Source organism: Isoptericola sp. MSGPD8_1_ISO-PGPR-S23-394 (assembly GCF_058072785.1).
Map to the genome: position 1 here is coordinate 3,122,439 of NZ_CM176517.1, position 13,481 is coordinate 3,135,919.

The following is a 13,481-nucleotide window of genomic DNA, read 5'->3' on the forward strand; positions in this document are numbered from 1 at the left end:
GCCGACCTCGACACGGACGACCGACATCGGCAGCACGGCCTCCGGGCAGAGGTCACGAGTAGACCGTGGCCATGAGCTCGCGCACGTCCGCGAGGGTGCCCTCGGCCAGCACGGTGGCCCGCGCCGTCCCCCGCGCCAGCACCTCGCCGACGACGGCGGCTCCCTCGGCCGCCAGCGACCGCCGTCGGGCGCGGACCGGTCGCAGCCCCTCGACCACCGCCTCCGTGACGACCTCCTTGAGGCGGCCCGCGCCCGCCGCGCCGACAGACTGGGCGAGGGCCTCCGGCGTCGTCCCGGCGAACCGCGCCCCGATACGCAGCAGGTTCGCGACCTCCGGCCGAGACTCCGGGTCGAACGTGATGTGCCGCTGCGAGTCGGTCCGCGCGCGCCGGAAGTAGGCGGCGGTCGCGTCCTCGTCGGCCCGCAGCTCGAGCACGTTGCCCCGCGACTTCGACATCTTGGCGCCGTCGCTCCCCAGCACCGTCGGGGTGTCGGCCAGCAGTGCCTCCGGCTCGGCGAAGTACGGCTGCGCCGCGCTGAACCGCTGGTTGAAGCGCCGCGCGACGATCCTCGTCGTCTCGAGATGGGGCAGCTGGTCGGTACCCACCGGCACGAGGTTGCCGTGCACGGCCAGGATGTCCGCCGCCTGGTGCACCGGATAGGTGAGCAGCAGGCCCGACATGCTCCGCCCCTGCAGGCCGGCCGCGTCCACCGACTCGGCCTTCACCGTCGGGTTCCGCTCCAGCTCGGCCACGGTGACGAGGGACAGGAACGGCAGCATGAGCTGGTGCAGAGCGGCCACCGCCGAGTGGGCGAAAACGGTGGTGCGGGCGGGGTCGATGCCGGCCGCGAGGTAGTCCAGCACCACCTCGCGCACGACGGCAGGCAGGTCGCCCGTCTCGTCGCGGTCGGTGAGCACCTGGTAGTCGGCGACGACGAGGACGACGTCGACGCCCGCGTCCTGCAGCCGCACCCGGTTGGCCAGGGTGCCGAGGTAGTGACCCAGGTGCAGGGCACCGGTCGGCCGGTCACCGGTGAGGACACGGAACATGCTCGGGTCCCGGGCGATGCGCTCCTCGATCTCGGCGGTGCGCGTGCGAGCGGCGCGCACGGAGGGGGTCTCGCCGTCGGGCGCGCTCTCGCCGTCGGGGGCAGGGACGGTCGGGGTGCTGGTGGTGGCGGTCATGGTGGGCCTCCTGCGATGGTCGCCGCCCACCGGTGCCCGACGTCGGCACGAACGCGACGAGTCCCGGGCTGCGGCAAGCAGCTCGGGACTCGGGTTCGGCGCGGGGCGCGTCAGGTCACGGCTGCAGCTGCAGCCGCCACCAGTCCGTGCGCCTCGTCATGCGAGGAGGATACCTCGACGTAGTCCTCGGTTCCCCTCAGCGACGGGGAAGCGAACCAAGGACTACGCCGGCTGCACCGCGAGCACGTGCTCCAGGTCGGAGGCGTCCACCAGCGGGTCGTCCAGGTCCACCGTGATCTGCGAGTGCGCCAGCAGCCGGGCCGAGCCGGTGATGGTCGAGTGCAGGGCACGGTAGGCGCCGACCTTCGCCTCCCCCAGGACGGTGCCGACGAACCGGCTGCCGCGCGGGGAGATCGTCTCCAGCGCGTCGCCCTCGGCGATCTCGCCGCGCTGGGCCATCAGGGCCAGCCGGGCCGACGTGCCGGTACCGGTCGGGCTGCGGCAGATCACACCGGGGTGGACGTAGGTCGCGGACGGCGACTCCAGATGGCCGGGTCCGGCCCCCCGCACCGGTCCCATGAAGTGCGCGAACGGCAGCGGACCGACGTTGCCGAGCTCGGGGTGCTCCTCCAGCAGACCGGGGCGGGCGGCGCGCACGAAGGCGTCGCCGAAGGCCGTCAACGCGATCTGCTCCTCGGCGTTGATGGTGAACCCGTGTGCGGCGGCGTCGATCATCGCGTAGTACGCACCGCTCCAGACGAGGTCGAAGTGCACCTCGCCATAGTGGGGCACGTCGACGACGAGTCCCTCCTCGGCCACGTAGGCGGGCTCGCCCTGGGTCGTGATCGAGGCGACGCGACCGTTCGTGATCCGCGCCGTGATGCGCGCGAGCCCGGCGGGCGACTCCAGCACCACGCTCTGGAGGCCGTCGTCCACGCGCATCGGGATCGTGCCGCTGGTCAGCAGGGCCGTCGCCGTGCAGATGGTGTTGGAGCCCGAGTACAGCGGGTAGCCCATCGCCTCCATGATGATGTAGCCGGCCTCCGCCTCGGGGTGGCTCGGTTCCACGATGAGGTCGACGGACATCGCGGGGTCGCCGTAGGGCTCCGAGAGCAGCAGGCGCCGCAGACCGTCGCCCTCACGCTCCAGGTAGCGGGCCTTCTCCAGCACCGTCGTCCCCGGGATGAGCTCGACGCCCTCCATGACGATCCGGCTGACGTCCCCGCCGGACTGGGTGTCGATGAGGTGCAGCGTGCGCTCACGATGCATAGGAGGCTCCCACGGTGTCCCAGTGCCGGTCCGGGACCACGACCAGCTTGCCGATGTAGGTCTTGCTCATGAAGGTGCGCTGGGCGTCGTGGAAGTCGGACAGCCGGAAGGTCCGGTCCAGCAACGGCCTGATCTCGCCGTCCGAGATGTACCGGACCAGGCGACGGAACGCCGTCCGCGTCCCCTGCGACGACCCGTGGAGCTCGAGCTGCTTGAGGTACATCGTCCGCAGGTCGAGGTCCACCACCGGCCCGCCGATGGCGCCCGCGGTGCTGTAGCGGCCCTCGGGGCGCAGGATCCGCAGGAGGTCGTTGAACATCGGGCCGGCGACGAGGTCCGCGACAACGTCCACCGGCGCGCCCACGACCCGCTCGGTCTCCGCGACCAGGTCGTCGGTGTCCCGCAGGATCGTGTCCTCCGCGCCGATCTCCCGCAGCGCGTCCTCCTTGCCGGCGCTGGTCACTGCGTACGGGATCGCGCCACGGACCCGGGCGAGCTGGACGATCGCCGACCCGACACCGCCGGAGGCGCCGGTGACGAGGATCCGTTCACCCTCGGCCAGCCGCGAGCGGTCGAGCATCTGCTCCGCGGTGAGGTAGGCGCAGCAGAACGTGGCCAGCTCGGCGTCGGTGAGGTCGGCGGTGATCTCGTAGGCGTTCTCCGCGGGGACCGCCACGTACTCGGCGTACCCGCCGTCGCGGCCGTGGCCGATGTAGTCGATGTCGGCCAGCGAGTCGTCCCCCTCGGGCCTGTTGTAGATCGAGAAGTCGACCATGACGCGTTCACCGACGCGCTCGGCCGGAACCCCGTCGCCGACGGCGGCGATCACCCCGACGGTGTCGGTGCCCTGGATGCGGGGGAACTCGAGCGTGGACCGGCCACGCCGCCACGTGGACACCTCCGCCGCGTCGGTCTCGGAGCCGTAGGCACCCTCGCGGACCCACACGTCCGTGTTGTTCATGCCGCAGGCGTGCACGTCGATCAGCACCTCGCCGGCCGCCGGGGCGGGGGTGGGGACCTCACGGTAGACGAGCTGCTCCAGACCGCCGTGGCCGACCAGCTGGACCGCTTTCATCTGTGCAGGTACTGGTTCCATCCTTCGACACTAGGGGCGACGGTCCAGACGCGCTCTCCCAGGCTCGGGGTCGGTCCGAGGTGGGAGAATCGTCGGCGTGCCCCAGCCGTCCCCGTTCGCCCACATCGTCTACTTCGAGCCGCGCATCCCGGGCAACACCGGGTCCGCGATCCGGCTCGCCGCCGTCACGGGCGCCCGTCTGCACCTGGTCGAACCCCTCGGCTTCGACCTGTCGGAGGCGAAGCTGAGGCGCGCCGGCCTCGACTACCACGACCTCGCGGTCATGGACGTGCACCCCTCGCTCGACGCCGTGCTGGACCGTCTCCCCGACGCCCGGGTCTTCGCCTTCACGACGCACGCGACGACGTCGTACACCTCGGTCACCTACGCCCCCGGCGACGTGCTGCTGTTCGGTCCGGAACCCACCGGGCTGCCCGACGAGGTCCTGGCGCACCCGCGGATCACCGACCAGCTGCGCATCCCGATGCTCGCCGGACGGCGTTCGCTCAACCTCACCAACGCCGCCTCCATCGCGGTCTACGAGGCCTGGCGGCAGACCGGGTTCGCCGGCGCCTGACGGAATAGTCGCGCCACCGACCGCGCTGTCCTGTGCATGGTCGCCCTGGAACCCGCCCCGCGGGACGCACGTGCTGACACGGTCGAGGCCGTCGTCGCCAGCGTCGCCCGCTGGGAGCTGACCGGGTCGAGCATCGAGACCGTCGCGGCGGGCGGGCCCGTCCACCTGCCCGGTCCCTCGGCCTGGCTGCTCCTGCTCGACGGCGAGCTCGCCGTGGAGTCGTGGCAGGCCACCGACACGCTCACCTCCGGGGACGCGATCTTCCTGGGCCGTGCGCACGCCTACCGTGTCGCAGCGACGACGCCGGTGCGCCTCGTCCTCGCGTCCGTGCGGCAGGCCGGTGGCGAACCGCCCGTGCCCGACCGGTTCGTCGCGCACGGTTTCGCCACCGCGAACCGTGGGGTCACCGCGCTCGTGGAGATCTGCCCGGTGTCGACGGCGTACGTGCTACGGCACTTCGCGGCCGGCTACGGCGAGCTGATCGCCGCGGCGATGCGCAAGCAGTGGCTCGAGCAACTGGACGAACCCGACGCCCCGGACGCCGTCGCCCCCGAGCTGGCCCGGGTCGTGTCCGCCGTCTCCGACGACCCCGCCCACCCGTGGACCCTCGACGAGCTCGCCCGGCTGGCGCACCTGAGCCGGTCCGGCCTCGGCGAACGGTTCCGCACGGCCCTCGGGACCAGTCCCCTGCAGTTCGTGCGTGAGGCCCGCATGCACCGTGCCCGCGAGCTCCTCGCCGACGACGACCACTCGGTCACCCACGTCGCGTTCGCCGTCGGCTACGGGTCCGTCGCCGCGTTCAGCCGCGCCTTCACCAGCGTGCACGGCGTGACGCCACGGTGCTGGCGCGCCGGCTCACACCCGCGCCCGCAGGCCGGCGAAGCCCGCGGCCCCGACCAGCGCGAGCACCGCGCCCACGAGCAGCACCGGCGTGAGGCCTGCCTCGTCGAGGAGCCGGCCGCCTAGCACCGAGCCGAGCATGATCGCCGCCTGGAAGGCGGTGACCTGGAGCGCGAGCGCCGACTCGGTGCGCTGCGGCTCCGCCGTCGTGACCCAGAGCTGGGTCGACACCGGCACCATGTTCATCCCGAAGCCCCACAGGACGATCGCGGGCACCACGACCCACAGCGACCCGGCACCGGCCAGCGTCACCAGCGCCAGCCCGAACAGTGCCGGCCCGAGCGTCGTGGCCAGGCGCAGACGGCGGGACAGCGACCCCGCGGTCAGGTTGCCGCCCAGCCCGCCGAGCCCCCACAGGAGCAGCAGCAGCGCGACCACCGAGGCGTCCACCCGCTCGATCGCCAGGCGGATGAAGGGGTACGCGACGAAGTTGCCCAGCACCGCCACGAACAGGAACGTGATGCCGAGCATGAGCCGCCGATGGGTGAGGGCCTGCCGCAGCATCGCCAGCCCGGCGCCCGGCTGTGCGGGCACGCCGGGCATGACGAACCACACGGCGGCGGCGGTCGCGGCGGTGAGCGCCGCGGCCAGCCCGAACACGACCCGCCAGCCGAACAGGTCGCCGAGCAGCGAGCCCAGCGGTACCCCGGCGATCGTGGCGATGCTGACCCCCATGGCCAGCGTCGTCGAGACGGTGGCGGCACGGCCCGGCACCGCACGGATCCCCGCGGCGAACGCGAACGCCCAGTAGCCGGCGACGGCCACGCCCAGCAGCAACCGACCGACCAGGAGCACGGCGAACACGGGCGCCACGGCGACGACCAGGTTGGCCACCGCACCGATCGCCAGCAGCGCGACCAGCACGGTACGACGGTCGGTCCGGGGCAGCACCACGGCGATCGTGGGGGCGGTCAGGAGTCCCGCGACGGCGGTCGCCGCGACGGCCAGCCCGGCCGTGCCCTCGGTGACGCCGAGGTCGGCGGCCAGGCCGGGCAGCACGCCGGCGGGCAGGAACTCGCTGGCGACCAGCATCGTGATGCCGGCGGCCAGCGCCAGGACGGGCGTCCAGGTCGCCCGGCCGGTCACGGGGACGGTGGGGGTCGTGTCTGTCGAGGTGGTCACCCGACCATGCTGCGTCGGTCCGTGCGGGCGGAGTTGATCGATCGCCGCGAGGTGTTGACTGGGATGCCGCAGGATGGGGCCATGCGCTCACACCTGTTCCAGCACACCGAACCCGAGGGCGAGCCCGGCAGCTTCCAGCTCGCGAACAAGGACATGCTCAAGGTCGACCTGACGGGCTCCGGCGGGTACTTCTACGCCAAGCAGGGCTCGATGGTCGCCTACCAGGGCGACGTCGACTTCTCCTACGAGGGCAGCGGGTCCATGACCAAGCTGTTCAAGAAGGCCTTCACCGGCGAGGGCATGTCCCTCATGAAGGTCTCCGGGCGCGGCGACGTGTTCCTCGCCCAGGACGCCGACGAGGTGTTCGTCCTGTCCCTGGAGAACGAGAGCGTCACCGTCAGCGGAGACAACATCCTGGCGTTCGAGAGCACCCTGACGTGGGACATCAACCGCGTCGAGGGCGCGTCGATGCTGACCGGCGGGCTCTTCAACACGACGTTCACCGGCACCGGGGCGCTCGCCGTGACGGCCTACGGCACCCCGGTGGTGCTGAACGTCGACGAGCCCACCTTCGTGGACATGCAGTCCGCCGTCCTGTGGTCGACGTCCCTGGCCAGCACCGTGCGCAAGACCGCCAAGATGGGCGCCCTCATCGGCCGCGGGTCCGGCGAGGCCTACCAGCTCGGGCTGAGCGGCCAGGGGTTCGTCGTCGTGCAGGCCTCCGAGGGCCACCCGCCCCTGAAGGACGACTGACCCCCGGAGCCGGTGTCACGCCGGCGGGGACCCCCCGTCCGGTCCGACGTCGCGGCCGCCGTCGGAGCCTTCACCGGCCCGACGTCGCCCGGCGCGCAGGACGACGAGCACGACGGCGCCGCCGAGCAGCGCGGTCCCGAGGGCGACCACCACGGCGACACCGGCCGACGGCGTTGCTCCGGCCTCGTCGGCCTCGGCCGTGCCGTCCGAGCTGCTCGACCCGGAGCCGCTCGGCCCGGAGCCCGCGGCTGCCGTCGTGCACGCCGCGTCCGTGCTCCCCGCCGCCGGTTCCGCGCCCTCGGGCGGGTCATGGTCGAACGCGAAGTCACCCGAGATCGGGTGCCCGTCGGCCGAGACGACCCGCCAGGCGACCGTGTACTCGCCCGCCCCGCCCAGCTCGACCGGGACGGAGACGACCTCTCCGGTCAGCTCCGGGCACGCGGTCGCGTAGTGGCGGCCGTCCGGCCCGGTCACGTCGACCACCGTCGAGTCGCCACCCATGTCCAGCAGCACGTCGTTGAAGGTCACCGACACCTCGGTCACCGGGTCGGCCGCTGTGGCCCCGTCCTCGGGGTCCGTGCCCACGACGTAGTTGTGGGCCGAGGCCGGCGGTGCGGCCGTCGCGAGCGCGACGACCGCACCGGCGACGGCCGCCCACCGTGCCGGCCGGCGCCCGTTCATCGGGCCGAACCCTCGCGACGGGAGCGGGACAGCGCGACGACGCCGGTGACCGCGCCGACGAGGCCGAGGCCGAGCCCGACGGCACCGAGCCACGGACCGGCGCCGCCCTCCGGTCCGTCAGCGTCCACGGTCTCGCCCGATCCCTGCGCGATCGCGTCGGCCGCGCCGCCGTGCGTGCCGCCGTCGGACTCCTGCGCGGGGGCGACGGTCAGGACGGGTGCGGGCCGCTCGGGCTCGGTGTCGCCCTCCGCGACCTCCTCCCACGAGACGACCTCGCCGTCGGAGTACGTCTGGTGGGTGGGCAGGACGATGCTCTCGGCGTCCGGGACGGGTCCGGCCGAGACGGTGAAGCGGCGGAACTCCCCGGGAGCGATCGCCGCGTCGGCGTCGTCCGCCGTCCACGTCACGGAGTCCACCGCCTCGCTGATCTCGGCACCGTGCACGGTGACCGCCTCGTCGAGCTCGGTCGTGGTGACCGTGGCCGTCCAGCCGGGGACGGGCTCGACGGAGACGTGCGCGAACGGTGTGTCGGTGGGCAGGTCCACCTCGAGCCGGGTGGTCGAGGCGGTGTCGGACTCGTTCGGCACGCGGAAGGTGAGCAGCGTGTAGCCGCCGGCCTCCGCCTCGGCGGGGTCGACGGTGACGTGGGCGGACGCGGCGCCCGCTCCGGCGACGACGACGGTGAGGCCGAGCAGGCCGGTGGCGCCCGCGCCCAGGGCGCGGCGAAGGAAGGTGTGCATGACGGATCGCTCCAGTGTCTGAGGGGTACGGCGGGAGGACCCGCACCCCGGACGAGGAGCGGGTCAGGCGGCGCCGGGCGAGGGTGTCGCCAGGGCGCTCGGGCACACGAGGCCCGGCGGGCCCCGGAACCGTCTCCCGGCACCGATCAGCCGGTCCAGGGCACGCGCGCCGACCAGCCGGTCGACGACGACGGCGGCGGCCCGGGACCGCGGCAGAGGGAGGGTGGTGCGTCGCACCAGGAGGACCACCGCGGACATCCACGCGACCACCCAGCGCGCCGCCCGGTCGCCGGAGGCGAGGACGGCGGCGACGAGCGCGACCGCGACGACGTGCGCCACGGTCATCAACGTCCCACCACCGTGGCCGCCACCGGCCGCGGCGGCGGTCGCGTCCAGCCGGTGTGCGAGCGCGACGGGGTCGACTCCGTGCGCCGCGTGGCCGGCGGCCGCTGCCGCGACTCCGGGGGACGGCACGCCGTGCGTGCCGTGCGTGGCCAGGATCGCCAGCTCGGCGTGCAGGAGCGCCTGCAGCAGACCGAGGACGGGCAGGAGCCGGGGCAGCGTCAGGGCGCCGCGGCCCAGCGCGACGGCGACGGGCACCACGGAGGCGACGAGCACCGCGACGGCCAGCGCGCTGCGGGGCGTCCCACCCCCGGCCGCGGCATGGGCCGCGGTGGCCATCGCGAGCGACGTGCCGCCGACGAGCAGGGCGCGCACCGGCAGCACGTGGACGGCCGGTGCGGATGGCATGTCCACCAGCCTAGGCCGCAGCAGGCCCCACGACGGGCGGGCGGCCGCCGAGCGTGCCGAACGTCACGTGAGCAACCAGGTCGCGGCCCGGAGCAGCAGCCGCACGTACTCCGGCGAGTCGTAGGCGCGCACGTCGTGGCCGAGCCCGCAGTACACCGTGCGCCCCCCGTGCTCCTCGGTCGCCCACAGCGCCGGCTGCGGCTCGCCGTCGTCGTCGGGCACCCAGCCCAGGACCTGGACCGACGGGGCGACCCGCAGCGCGCAGTACCGCTCGTCCTCCAGCGTCACCGACCCGGGCGCCCCGGCGACGATCGGGTGCCCGCCCGTCGCCAGGGTGATCTCGGCCCGGCCGAACGGCGGGTGGTACGACGTCCCGGGCACCCACCGGCCGCCGACGATCTCCTCCCAGCCCGGGGCGTCGCCGAAGGTGTTCGCCGCCTGGTGCACGGCGAGGACGCCGCCGCCGTCCCGCGCCCAGCGGTCGAGCCGCTCGTGGAACGGCGCCCACGCGTCGTCGTCGGGCCCGATCCCGGCCTCGAGGAAGCCGGGCCACGAGGTGCCGGCGTTGACCACGAGCAGGTCGACCTCGTCGAGGTCGTCCAGCGCGTCGGGGAACACGGAGCGCACGACGACGTCGGTCGTCCGACCGCCGAGCTCCAGCTCGTCCAGCACCGTCGCGAGACGGTGGCTGGTCGCGGCGTGGTCGTGCCACGGGTCCTCGTAGCGGCCGCGCCCGGCCAGGACCAGGACGCGGTACGGGTTCTCGGAAGGGTCAGGCGTCGTTGTCACGGCACGATCGTGCCACGGGCAGGACGTGCCGGCCGGTGGGCGATCAGCGGCGTGCGGCGGAGCCGCCCGGTTCAGAGGGTCGTCGTCAGGACCCCGCCGTCGGCGCGCAGCGCGGCGCCATTGGTGGCGGCGGACCGAGGGCTGGCCAGGTAGAGCGCCAGGCTGGCGATCTCGGCCGGCTCGATGAAGCGCTGGAGGAGCGACGTCGGCCGAGCGGCGGCGATCGTGTCCTTGAGCACGTCGGCCGACACGCCCTGCGCCTGCGCGAGCTGCTCGACCGCGTGGGCGACGCCGTCGGAGTACGTCGGCCCTCCGACGATGGCGTTCACGGTGACCCGGCTTCCTCGCGTCGCCTTGGCCAGGCCGTTGCCCAACGCGAGCAGCCCGGCCTTCGATACGCCGTAGTGCACCATGTCGGCCGGGACGTCGACGCCGGACTCGCTGGCGACGAGGATGATCCGCCCCCAGCCGTTCTCGAGCATGCGACCGAGCGCGTGCCGGGAGAGCCGGACCGCGCTCATCACGTTGACCTCGAAGGAGCGCTGCCACTCCTCGTCGGAGACCTCCAGGAAGTCCTGGACGTCGAACACACCGGCGTTGTTGACCAGGATGTCGACGCTCCCCAGCCGAGCCAGCAGGTTCTGCACCTGCTCGGGGTCGGCGAGGTCCGCGGCGATCCCCGTGACGTCCGCCGCGGGCACGCGCGTCCGCAGCTCGTCGACCGCGGCCCCCACCCGGCGTTCGTCACGGCCGTTGACGACGACCGCCGCCCCCTCCGATGCCAGCCCCTCGGCGATCGCGAAGCCGATCCCCTGCGTCGAACCGCTGACGAAGGCCCGCTTGCCCACCAGCTCGAGATCCATGACGTCCGCCCTCTCTCGGTGCCGGCTACGCCGACATTTAATTGCTCCGTCAAGTGAACTGTAGAAGGGTTGAGTTTCTTGAGCAAGTGAATCGACCGCGCAGCCGCTACCCTGGGCACATGACGGACCCGGAACCGCCCGCAGCACTGACCGGCGACGAGCTGGAGACCTGGGCCGCCCTGGCCACGGTCATGGAGTGGCTGCCGGCGGCCCTGGACGCGCAGCTGCAACGGGACGCGCAGCTGACGCACTTCGAGTACGGGGTGCTGTACGCCCTCTCGCGCGCCCCCGGCCTCACCCTTCGCATGAGCGTCCTGTCCGGGTATGCCAACAGCTCGCTGTCACGCCTGTCGCGCGCCGCCACCCGCCTGGAGTCCAAGGGCTGGATGCGGCGCACACCCGATCCCTCCGACGGGCGGTCCACGCTGGCGATCCTCACCGACCACGGCCGGGACAAGGTCGCGCAGGCGACGCCGGGCCACGTGCACACGGTGCGAGATCTGGTGCTCGACCGTCTGACGAAACCCCAGACCCGGCACCTGCGCGAGGCCAGCCTCCGCATCGCGCAGGCCATCCGGAGCGACGGGAGCTGGGTGCCGCCCACCGCTCCCGCGCCGCCCGGTCCGGCTACGGGTGCGCCGTCGCCCGCGGGACCCCCGGCGAGCCGGTGACGATCGCCGTCTCCGGCAGCACGAAGCAGCGGCGGCACAGCGCCTCGTAGGTGAAGGTGCCGTCGTCGGGGATCGGCTCGGACGCACCCAGCGGCTCGAGGAACGGCACACCGCCGCTGAGCACCTGCGTGAACGCCGCGTGCAGGTCCTGGCAGCGGTCGCACACGGCACGGCGGTACCGGACGTCCGTGGGCCCGAGCTCCAGCAGGGCCCGGATCGTCGCGAACAGCTCGCCCCGGTGGTCCAGGTCGATGCCGCAGGCCAGCACCTTGGTGCCGCGCAGCACGAGCTCCTCGACCACCCGCACGTCGGCGGGCGTGAACATGTGCACCTCGTCGATGGCGACGACGTCCTCGGTGGTGTGCAGCAGCGGCTCGAGCGTCTCCAGCTTGATCGTCGGCACGGAGGCGCCCGTGCGCGAGACGATCCGCGCGTCGCGCACGTGCCGCGCGGACTGCACCACGGCACAGCTCAGCCGCGAGTAGGCCAGTGGGGCGACCTGCGCGATGAGGTCGAGCGACTTGCCGGACTTCATCGGGCCGAGCACCAGCGACAGCTCCACCGGGCACCTCCCTGCCGTCCGCGGCGGACACGGCGCCCGCCGGAAGCACCTTAACGCTCCGTCCGTACCCCACCCGCCGCCGCCGAGCGGCTGATCCCCGCCGCCCGGTCCAGCACCGTGCGCGCGTGCCGCAGGAGGGGTTCGTCGACCATGCTGCCCCCCACTCGCGCCGCCCCGCCCGACGGCGGCACACCGGCGCCGCCGAGCAGCCTCCGCGCGCGCTCGACGTCCTCCTCGGAGGGCGCGTACGCCTCCCGGACCGCTGCCGCGTGGCGGGGATGGACGCACATCGTGGCCGTGAACCCGGACGCCGCGGCGTCGACCGCCTCGGCACGGGCACCGTCGACGTCGTCCAGGTCGACGTGCACCGCGTCGACCGCGGCCTTGCCGACCGCACCCGCCGCCAGCAGGACGGCGGACCGGGCCTGCCGGGCCACGTCGCGGTACGTGCCGTCCGGGTACCGGCTCGACGTCCCGCCCAGGGAGGCGACGAGGTCCTCCGCGCCCCAGGCGAGGGCCACCACGTCGGGACGCATCGCGAGCGCCGGTGCGGCGAGCACGCCGGCCGCCGTCTCGCACAGGGCCACCACGGCGTACGGGGCGCCGTCGGCCCGCAGCAGCGGACCGACGAACCGGCCGTCCGCCTTCGGCAGCATGACGGTGGCGTACCCGGTGCCCACGAGCGCCGCCAGGTCGGCCTCGTGGTCGAGGGTGCCGACGGCGTTGACGCGCACGATCGTGCGCGCCGGGTCGAGCGGGTGCTCGCGCAGGGCTCGGCGGGCGGCCGGGCGGGCCGCGGGGTCGACGCCGTCCTCCAGGTCGAGGATCACGCCGTCGGCCCGCTGTGCCGCCTTGTCGAACCGGTCGGGCCGGTCCGCCGGGCAGAACAGCAGCGCGGGGCCGAGGGCGAAGGGCTCCGGGGTCACGGCTCGTCGCCCGTCGGCGTCGCCTGGTGGTCGGCCTCCTCGTGGCCGGCCTGCTCGTGCCCGGCCTGCTCGTGCCCGGCACGGCTCCACATCATGACGGTGCGCACGGCCCGGGCGACCTCGACGTCGTCCTGGTTGGTCCCGACGTGCTCGAGCGTGACGATCCCTGTGCCGGGCCGGGACGCGGAGAGACGCCGGTCGCGCACCGTCGTCGCGCCGTAGAGCGTGTCGCCGGGGAACACCGGTGCGGGGAAGCCGACGTCCGTGAGGCCCAGGTTCGCCACGATGGTGCCGCGCGTCAGGTGGGCGACACTCAGACCGACGAGGGTGGCGAGGGTGAGCATCGAGTTGACCAGCGGCCGCCCGAAGGGCTGCGTCGAGGCCCACGCGGCGTCCAGGTGCAGGCCCTGCGGGTTCATCGTCACGGCGGTGAACAGCGTGTTGTCCGCCTCGGTGAGGGTCCGGCCCGGTCGGTGCACGTACCGCACGCCCTCGTCGAGCTCGTCGAGGTAGAGACCCCGCTGGATCTCGTCACGCATCGCTCCCCCCTCCGTCGCCGAACAGGAACCTGGGCCCGTTATCCCGGCCCGAAGCGGGCGCAACGTCCTGTTCGGCGC

The 13,481-nt window shown here is 73.6% G+C and carries 16 protein-coding genes; 4 read left to right on the forward strand and 12 right to left on the reverse strand.

Annotated features, from left to right (window positions below):
- Positions 1 to 52: 52 nt before the first annotated feature.
- The 3 genes from trpS to AC3RJ8_RS14375 all read right to left on the reverse strand — a co-directional run bounded on the left by trpS (position 53) and on the right by AC3RJ8_RS14375 (position 3,551).
- Positions 53 to 1,186 carry a tryptophan--tRNA ligase gene (trpS, locus tag AC3RJ8_RS14365; protein WP_489713240.1) on the reverse strand — a complete coding sequence of 378 codons (1,134 nt, stop codon included), beginning with the start codon at positions 1,184 to 1,186 and terminating at the stop codon, positions 53 to 55.
- Between the two features lie 222 nt (positions 1,187 to 1,408).
- Positions 1,409 to 2,455, reverse strand: a complete 1,047-nt coding sequence (locus tag AC3RJ8_RS14370; RefSeq protein WP_489713241.1) for a proline racemase family protein — start codon at positions 2,453 to 2,455, stop codon at positions 1,409 to 1,411.
- The gene (locus AC3RJ8_RS14375) at positions 2,445 to 3,551 is read right to left on the reverse strand and encodes an alcohol dehydrogenase family protein (protein WP_489713242.1); all 1,107 of its coding nucleotides are present in this window, start codon (positions 3,549 to 3,551) and stop codon (positions 2,445 to 2,447) included. Before AC3RJ8_RS14375 ends, AC3RJ8_RS14370 begins: the two co-directional genes overlap by 11 nt.
- Before the next feature lie 76 nt (positions 3,552 to 3,627).
- Here AC3RJ8_RS14375 and AC3RJ8_RS14380 point away from each other — a divergent pair, with 76 nt between their 5' ends.
- Both AC3RJ8_RS14380 and AC3RJ8_RS14385 read left to right on the forward strand, forming a co-directional pair.
- Positions 3,628 to 4,107, forward strand: a complete 480-nt coding sequence (locus AC3RJ8_RS14380; protein ID WP_489713243.1) for a tRNA (cytidine(34)-2'-O)-methyltransferase — start codon at positions 3,628 to 3,630, stop codon at positions 4,105 to 4,107.
- 36 nt (positions 4,108 to 4,143) lie between these two features.
- Positions 4,144 to 5,073: a helix-turn-helix transcriptional regulator gene (locus tag AC3RJ8_RS14385; RefSeq protein ID WP_489713244.1), complete on the forward strand. Its 930-nt coding sequence runs from the start codon at positions 4,144 to 4,146 to the stop codon at positions 5,071 to 5,073.
- On the opposite strand, the gene AC3RJ8_RS14390 is transcribed toward AC3RJ8_RS14385, so the two are convergent.
- Complete coding sequence (locus tag AC3RJ8_RS14390; RefSeq protein WP_489713245.1) at positions 4,963 to 6,129, reverse strand: MFS transporter; 1,167 nt, start codon at positions 6,127 to 6,129, stop codon at positions 4,963 to 4,965. The two genes, AC3RJ8_RS14385 and AC3RJ8_RS14390, sit on opposite strands and share 111 nt — an antisense overlap.
- Positions 6,130 to 6,210: 81 nt before the next feature.
- Between AC3RJ8_RS14390 and AC3RJ8_RS14395 the strand changes: the two genes are divergently transcribed.
- Positions 6,211 to 6,882 (forward strand): AIM24 family protein, encoded by a 672-nt coding sequence (locus AC3RJ8_RS14395; protein WP_489713246.1) that lies wholly within the window; start codon positions 6,211 to 6,213, stop codon positions 6,880 to 6,882.
- 15 nt (positions 6,883 to 6,897) lie between these two features.
- On the opposite strand, the gene AC3RJ8_RS14400 is transcribed toward AC3RJ8_RS14395, so the two are convergent.
- From AC3RJ8_RS14400 to AC3RJ8_RS14420, 5 genes are all read right to left on the reverse strand, one after another.
- A complete protein-coding gene (locus AC3RJ8_RS14400; protein ID WP_489713247.1) occupies positions 6,898 to 7,563 on the reverse strand; it encodes a copper resistance CopC family protein in 666 nt (221 codons plus the stop codon).
- Positions 7,560 to 8,303, reverse strand: a complete 744-nt coding sequence (locus AC3RJ8_RS14405; protein WP_489713248.1) for a YcnI family copper-binding membrane protein — start codon at positions 8,301 to 8,303, stop codon at positions 7,560 to 7,562. The genes AC3RJ8_RS14400 and AC3RJ8_RS14405 overlap by 4 nt, the downstream gene beginning before the upstream one ends.
- A 63-nt stretch (positions 8,304 to 8,366) precedes the next feature.
- Positions 8,367 to 9,053 (reverse strand): hypothetical protein, encoded by a 687-nt coding sequence (locus tag AC3RJ8_RS14410; RefSeq protein WP_489713249.1) that lies wholly within the window; start codon positions 9,051 to 9,053, stop codon positions 8,367 to 8,369.
- A 63-nt stretch (positions 9,054 to 9,116) separates the two neighbouring features.
- Positions 9,117 to 9,842, reverse strand: coding sequence for a ThuA domain-containing protein (locus AC3RJ8_RS14415; protein WP_489713250.1), 726 nt, complete (start codon positions 9,840 to 9,842; stop codon positions 9,117 to 9,119).
- 71 nt (positions 9,843 to 9,913) lie between these two features.
- Entirely contained in the window at positions 9,914 to 10,705 is a 792-nt protein-coding gene (locus AC3RJ8_RS14420; RefSeq protein WP_489713251.1) for an SDR family NAD(P)-dependent oxidoreductase, read from the reverse strand.
- A gap of 119 nt (positions 10,706 to 10,824) precedes the next feature.
- On the opposite strand from AC3RJ8_RS14420, the gene AC3RJ8_RS14425 reads away from it, so the two are divergent.
- Complete coding sequence (locus tag AC3RJ8_RS14425; protein ID WP_489713252.1) at positions 10,825 to 11,376, forward strand: MarR family winged helix-turn-helix transcriptional regulator; 552 nt, start codon at positions 10,825 to 10,827, stop codon at positions 11,374 to 11,376.
- Here the strand turns inward: AC3RJ8_RS14425 and AC3RJ8_RS14430 are convergent.
- Genes AC3RJ8_RS14430 through AC3RJ8_RS14440 form a run of 3 tightly spaced genes read right to left on the reverse strand, consistent with a single transcriptional unit; the run spans position 11,333 to position 13,403 of the window.
- On the reverse strand, positions 11,333 to 11,938 hold the full coding sequence (locus AC3RJ8_RS14430) for a thymidine kinase (protein WP_489713253.1): 606 nt from the start codon (positions 11,936 to 11,938) through the stop codon (positions 11,333 to 11,335). The genes AC3RJ8_RS14425 and AC3RJ8_RS14430 overlap by 44 nt on opposite strands.
- A 50-nt stretch (positions 11,939 to 11,988) precedes the next feature.
- Positions 11,989 to 12,864, reverse strand: a complete 876-nt coding sequence (locus AC3RJ8_RS14435; RefSeq protein WP_489713254.1) for an HpcH/HpaI aldolase/citrate lyase family protein — start codon at positions 12,862 to 12,864, stop codon at positions 11,989 to 11,991.
- A complete protein-coding gene (locus tag AC3RJ8_RS14440; protein ID WP_489713255.1) occupies positions 12,861 to 13,403 on the reverse strand; it encodes a MaoC family dehydratase in 543 nt (180 codons plus the stop codon). The genes AC3RJ8_RS14435 and AC3RJ8_RS14440 overlap by 4 nt, the downstream gene beginning before the upstream one ends.
- Positions 13,404 to 13,481 lie beyond the last annotated feature (78 nt).

Bases quoted from the DNA above. Each gene is read 5' to 3' on its own strand.
- trpS (WP_489713240.1), bottom strand. From the start codon at position 1,186: ATGACCGCCACCACCAGCACCCCGACCGTCCCTGCCCCCGACGGCGAG.
- AC3RJ8_RS14370 (WP_489713241.1), bottom strand. From the start codon at position 2,455: ATGCATCGTGAGCGCACGCTGCACCTCATCGACACCCAGTCCGGCGGG.
- AC3RJ8_RS14375 (WP_489713242.1), bottom strand. From the start codon at position 3,551: ATGGAACCAGTACCTGCACAGATGAAAGCGGTCCAGCTGGTCGGCCAC.
- AC3RJ8_RS14385 (WP_489713244.1), top strand. From the start codon at position 4,144: ATGGTCGCCCTGGAACCCGCCCCGCGGGACGCACGTGCTGACACGGTC.
- AC3RJ8_RS14395 (WP_489713246.1), top strand. From the start codon at position 6,211: ATGCGCTCACACCTGTTCCAGCACACCGAACCCGAGGGCGAGCCCGGC.
- AC3RJ8_RS14400 (WP_489713247.1), bottom strand. From the start codon at position 7,563: ATGAACGGGCGCCGGCCGGCACGGTGGGCGGCCGTCGCCGGTGCGGTC.
- AC3RJ8_RS14405 (WP_489713248.1), bottom strand. From the start codon at position 8,303: ATGCACACCTTCCTTCGCCGCGCCCTGGGCGCGGGCGCCACCGGCCTG.
- AC3RJ8_RS14410 (WP_489713249.1), bottom strand. From the start codon at position 9,053: ATGCCATCCGCACCGGCCGTCCACGTGCTGCCGGTGCGCGCCCTGCTC.
- AC3RJ8_RS14420 (WP_489713251.1), bottom strand. From the start codon at position 10,705: ATGGATCTCGAGCTGGTGGGCAAGCGGGCCTTCGTCAGCGGTTCGACG.
- AC3RJ8_RS14425 (WP_489713252.1), top strand. From the start codon at position 10,825: ATGACGGACCCGGAACCGCCCGCAGCACTGACCGGCGACGAGCTGGAG.
- AC3RJ8_RS14440 (WP_489713255.1), bottom strand. From the start codon at position 13,403: ATGCGTGACGAGATCCAGCGGGGTCTCTACCTCGACGAGCTCGACGAG.